At 73.5% G+C, this 5,583-nt stretch carries 1 protein-coding gene and 1 pseudogene; one reads left to right on the plus strand and one right to left on the minus strand.

Going from position 1 to position 5,583, the window contains the following annotated elements; genetic code table 11:
- A pseudogene (locus A9W96_RS29030) lies at positions 1–5,446 on the minus strand (amino acid adenylation domain-containing protein); the annotation flags it as partial.
- Between the two features lie 13 nt (positions 5,447–5,459).
- Here A9W96_RS29030 and A9W96_RS31925 point away from each other — a divergent pair.
- A partial coding sequence (locus A9W96_RS31925) for a hypothetical protein (RefSeq protein WP_231999955.1) occupies positions 5,460–5,583 on the plus strand: 124 nt, incomplete at its 3' end.

The following is a 5,583-nucleotide window of genomic DNA, read 5'->3' on the forward strand; positions in this document are numbered from 1 at the left end:
CGTCGTCCAGCGCGGCCAGCGCGGCCTGGACCTCGCCGAGCTCGATGCGGTAGCCGCGGATCTTCACCTGCTCGTCGGCGCGACCCAGGTAGCGCAGCTGTCCGTCGGGCCCCCAGCAGACCAGGTCCCCGGTGCGATACATGCGCGCCCCGGGCGCCCCGAACGGGCACGCCACGAACCGCGAGGCCGTCAGCCCGGCCCGGCCCACATACCCGGCGGCCACCCCGTCGCCGGCCACATACAGCTCGCCGACGACCCCCTCGGGCACCGGGCGCAACCACGGGTCGAGCACGAACAGGGCCGCGCCGTCCACCGGCAGACCGATCGGCGGCGTCCCGGATCCCCGCGTCAGCGGGGCGCTGATCGCCACACACATGGTGGTCTCGGTCGGGCCGTAGGCGTTCACCATCACCCGGCCGGGCGCCCAGCGATCCACCACCTCGGCCGGGCAGGCCTCGCCGACCACCGCCAGCGTCACCGACTCCAGCCCCTTCGGCGACAGCATCGCCACCGCCGACGGGGTCTGCGTCAACACAGTGACCTCCGCGTCGACGAGCAGGGCGTGGAAGTCCTTCGGCGAGCGGGCCACCGACTCGGGCACCACCACCAGCCGGCCGCCGCGCAGCAGCGCGCCGAAGATCTCCCAGACCGACACGTCGAAGGCGTACGAGTGGCTCTGCGTCCACACGCCCACCCGCGGCAGGCCGGCGTCCAGGGTGTCCAGCAGCTGGGTCACGTTGCGGTGGGTGATCGCCACGCCCTTGGGGACACCGGTGGTGCCCGAGGTGTAGATGACGTAGGCGATGCCGTCGGCCGCGACCGCCGGCAGCGGCGTGGCCGCGCGCTCCCCGATCCGGGGGTCCTCGATATCGATGACCGTCACCTCGGAGCCGTTCAGTCGCGACCGCAGGCCTTCGGTGGTGACGGCGGCGACCGGCGCGGCGTCGTCGAGCATGAAGCGGATCCGGGCGCCCGGCGCGGCCGGGTCGATCGGCAGGTACGCCGCCCCGGTCTTGAGCACCGCCAGGATGGCCACGATCGCCCGCGCCGACCGCGAGAACAGCACCGCCACCGACTCTCCCGGCCCCGCGCCCTGCTCGGCGAGCAGGCGCGCCAGCCTGGTGGCGGCCTCGTCGAGTTCCCGGTAGGTCATCGACGTGCTACCCCAGCTGATCGCCGCCGCGTCGGGCCGGTCGGCGACCTGCGCGTCGAACATGGCGGGGATCGACGGCAGCGCGGGCAGCGGCCGGGTCAACACCGCCCGGTTGCCGATCTGGTCCAGGCGGGTGCGCTCGGGCGCGCCGAGCAGATCGACCGACGACAGTGGCCGGCCCGGGTCGGCGGCCATCGCGAGCAGCACCCGCTCCAGCCGGTCGCGCAGCGCGTCGATGGTCTGGGTGTCGAAGATTCCGGTGTCGTACTCCACCCGCAGGCCGAGTTCCTGGCCGGACAGGGCGGCCTGCATCGTCAGCGGGTAGTGGTTGCGCTCGAACATGTTGACGTCGGCGATCGCCAGTTCGTGGTCGACGGCCATCGCGGAGGTGTCCAGCGGATAGTTCTCGTAGGCGAACAGGGTGTCGAAGAGCTGCTCGTGTCCGGTGAGCCGGTGGATCTCGTGCAACGCCAGGTGCTGGTGGTCCAGCGTGTCGGCGTGGGCGCGCTGCATCTGGTCGAGCAGCTCGGTGGTGGTGGTCGACGCCGTCATGTTGGCGCGCACCGGGACGGTGTTGATCATCAGACCCACCATCGATTCGGCGCCGAGCACCTCGGCCGGCCGGCCCGACACGGTGGTGCCGAAGGCGACGTCGTGCTGGCCGGTCAGCCAGGCCAGCAGCTGCGCCCACCCGGCTTGCAGCACGGTGCTGACGGTGGTGTGGCCGGCGCGAGCCAGTTCGCTGACCGCGCGGGTGGTCTCCTCGGACAGCGCGAACGACCGGACACCGCGGCCGCCGGGTTCCTGCTGCTGCGGCGGCCCGACCAGCGTCGGGGTGTCGAAGCCGTCCAGCACGTCGCGCCACGCCGCGCGGGCGGCGTCGTGGTCGCGCTCGGCCAGCCAGGTGACGAACCGGCGGTAGGGCGCGGGCGCCGGCAGCCGCTGGCCGGTGTAGCAGGCGAACGTCTCGTTCAGCAGGATCGGCACCGACCAGCCGTCGAGCACGATGTGGTGGATGGTGAGCACCAGCCGGTACCGGTCGTCGCCCGTGCGGATCAGCGCGGCGCGCACGGCCGGCTGGTCGGCCAGGTCGTAGACCGCGGCGCGTTCGGCGGCGCACAGCCGCTGGATCCGCTCTTCGGGCGCGCTGCCGTTGGGCCTGATCTCGAGGTCGCGCCAGGCCAGCGCCGGGTTGGCCGGAATGATCTGGACCGGCTCGTCGAACTCCTCGCAGAATCGGGCCACCAGGTGCGGGTGCCGGCCGACCACGGTGTGCATGGCGTCGCGCAGCCGGTCGGCGTCCAGCGGGCCGGTCAGGGTCAGGTCGAGCTGCACCGCATACAGGTGGTCTTCCAGCCGGTCTCGGGCGTCCCGCCGGGAGCCGGCGTGGAAGAGCAGACCCTCCTGCAGCGGGGTCAGCGGCAGCACGTCGGCGATCCGCAGGCGCCGCTCCAGCCGCTCGATCTGCTGCTGGTCCAGGCGCGCGGGCGCGATGTCCGACGGGGTCAGGCCGCCGCCGCCGTGGCGCACGTGCGCGCAGATGCCGGCCAGGGCCTCGAACCACAGCCGGCTCAGGCGGGCGATCTGGTCGCGGTCCAGCGCCGAGGCCGCCCACGTCCAGTTGGCGTGCAGCTGCGGGCCGTCGGCGGTGTCCATGGTGCCGGCGTTGAGGTCGACGGTGTGCATCAGCGGCATCGGCACCGCGGTGCTGGTCGCGGTGGCCGACGACCCGTCCGGGCTGATTCGCCACAGCTCGTCGGAGAGCTCGGCCGCCGCGCCGCCCAGCCGGCCCAGGTAGTTGAACCCGATGGTCGGGTCGGGGCCGTCCAGGTCGACGTCGCCGTTGAGGTAGCGCAGCAACCCGTAGGTGAGCGGGTCCGGCAGCGCGCGCAGTTGCTCCTTGGCGTCCTTGATCAGCGCGCCCAGGATCGGCGCGCCGGAGGTGACCTGCGACCAGGACAGCCCGCCGACGTGCCCCGCGACGTTCAAAGCCACCGGGTACTTGGTGGTGAACCACCCGACGGTGCGCGACAGGTCGACTCCGGGGGCCAGTTCCTCGTGGCGGCCGTGGCCCTCGACGTCGATGCCGATGGGGGTGCCGACAGCGAGACGGGGGCCCAGGAACTCGGCCCAGGCCAGGGCGAACCCGATCAGCAGGATGTCGTTGACGCCGGCGTGGAATGCCGCCGGCGCCTCGCCGAGCAGCGTGCGGGTGGTCGTCGCGTCCAGGGTCACCGACATGTTCTCGGCGGTCTCGTAGGTGTCGACCTCGGGCCGCACCGCGGGCAGGGCGGACGGGGTCGCGGCGACCCGCCGCCAGGCCTCGGCCTGCTCGGCCACGGCCGGTGACTGCGCGTGCTCGGCGAGCAGCGTCGCCCAGCGGGCGAACGAGGTGCCGCCGGCGGGCAGCGCGACGGGTTGACCGTGGTGATGCTGGCCCCAGGCGATGTTGAGGTCCTCCAGCAGCACCCGCCAGGAGACGCCGTCGACGGCCAGGTGATGAATGATCAGCACCAGCTGACGCGTGGCGGAAACCCACAGCGCGCTGAGCATCACCCCGGCGGCCGGGTTCAACCGCGACCGCGCGTCGATGATCGCCGCGTCCGACAGCTCGTCGACCGCATGCAGCCGCTGGGCGGCATCGACCGAACCCGGCTCGGGCACCCGTAGCGACCACTCGCCCTCCGCCCCGTCCGCGCCGTCGACCCGCAGCCGCAGCATGGCGTGCCGGTCCAGCAGGGCCTGCAGCACCGCCACCACGTCGGCTTCGGTGACGCCGGCGGGGGCCTGCAGGACCATCGTCTGGTTGAACTGATCGACCGGGCCGTCCACGCTGCGCAGCCACCGGATGATGGGCGTGGCGACGACCTCGCCGACGCCCTCGTCTTGCACGCCGTACTCGCCGTCGGTGACGCCGGCGACCCGGGCCAGCCTCGCCACGGTCTGCTCGGTGAAGATGTCGCGGGTGCGCAGCGCCAGGCCGGCGGCCCGCGCGCGGGTCACCACCTGCATCGAGGAGATGCTGTCGCCGCCGAGGTCGAAGAAGGAGTCGTCGACGCCGATCCGGTCGACGCCCAGAACCTGGGCGTAGATGCCGGCCAGGGTCTCCTCGGCCGGGGTGCCCGGGGCGCGGTAGCGGTCGACGTCGCGGTACTCCGGTGACGGCAGGGCCCGGACGTCGAGCTTGCCGTTCGGTGTCAGCGGCAGCGCGTCGAGCGCCACGACGGCGGCCGGGACCATGTAGGCCGGCAGGCGATCGGCCAGCCGGGCCCGGGCCTCGACCGGGTCCGCTCCCCCGGTGACGTAGCCGACCAGGCGCTTGTCGCCCGGCCGGTCCTCGCGGGCGATCACCGCCGCCTGGTCCACGCCGTCCAGCGCGGCCAGCGCCGAGCGCACCTCGCCGAGTTCGATGCGATAGCCGCGGATCTTGACCTGCTCGTCGGCCCGGCCCAGGTACTGCAACTGGCCGTCGGGCCCCCAGCGGACCAGGTCGCCGGTGCGGTACATCCGCGAGCCGGGCGCCCCGAACGGGCAGGCCACGAAGCGCGACGCGGTCAGCTCGGCGCGGCGCCAGTAGCCGACCGCGACGCCGCCGCCGGCGACATACAGCTCACCGACCACGCCGTGCGGCACCGGCCGCAGGGATTCGTCCAGCACGAACGCCGCTGCCGCCGGCACCGGGGAACCGATCGGCACCGGCCCGGTGGTGGGCGATCCCGCCTGCAGCGGCGCGCTGACGGCGGCGTACACCGTCGCCTCGGTGGGGCCGTAGGCGTTGATCATCGTGCGTCCCGGCGCCCACCGGTCGACCAGCTCGGCCGGGCAGGCCTCGCCGGCCACCACCAGCGCCGCGGAGTCCAGCCCCGCGGGCGACAGCACGTCCGCCGCGGACGGCGTCTGGCTGATCACGGTGACCCGTTCGGCGACCAGCAGCGCGTGGAAGTCGTCCGGCGACCGGACCACGGAGTCGGGGATGACCACCAGGCGTCCGCCCTGCAGCAGCGCGCCGAAGATCTCCCAGACCGAGACGTCGAAGGCCAGCGAGTGCCATTGCGACCAGACGCCCTCGCGGGGCAGACCGGAGTCACCGGACGCCAGCAGCCGGGCGACGTTGCCGTGCGTGACGGCAACGCCTTTGGGGACACCGGTGGTGCCCGAGGTGTAGATCAGGTAGGCGACGTCGTCGGCGCTCGGCGCCGGCAACGGGGTCGACGGCTCGCTGTGCACCGCCGGATCGTTCACGTCGAGGACGGCGACGTGGTGGCCGTACAGCCGCTCGGCCGAGGCGATCGTGGCGATCGTGGCGGTGCTCAAGACCGGCGCGGCCTACCTGCCGATCGACCCGGGGCTGCCGGCGGAGCGGATCGGCTTCATGCTCGCCGACGCCGCGCCGATGGTGGCGATCAGCACCGCCGGGCTGGCCGCGCCGC

Source organism: Mycobacterium sp. 1245852.3 (genome assembly GCF_001669335.1).
In the GTDB taxonomy this organism is placed as follows: domain Bacteria; phylum Actinomycetota; class Actinomycetes; order Mycobacteriales; family Mycobacteriaceae; genus Mycobacterium; species Mycobacterium europaeum_A.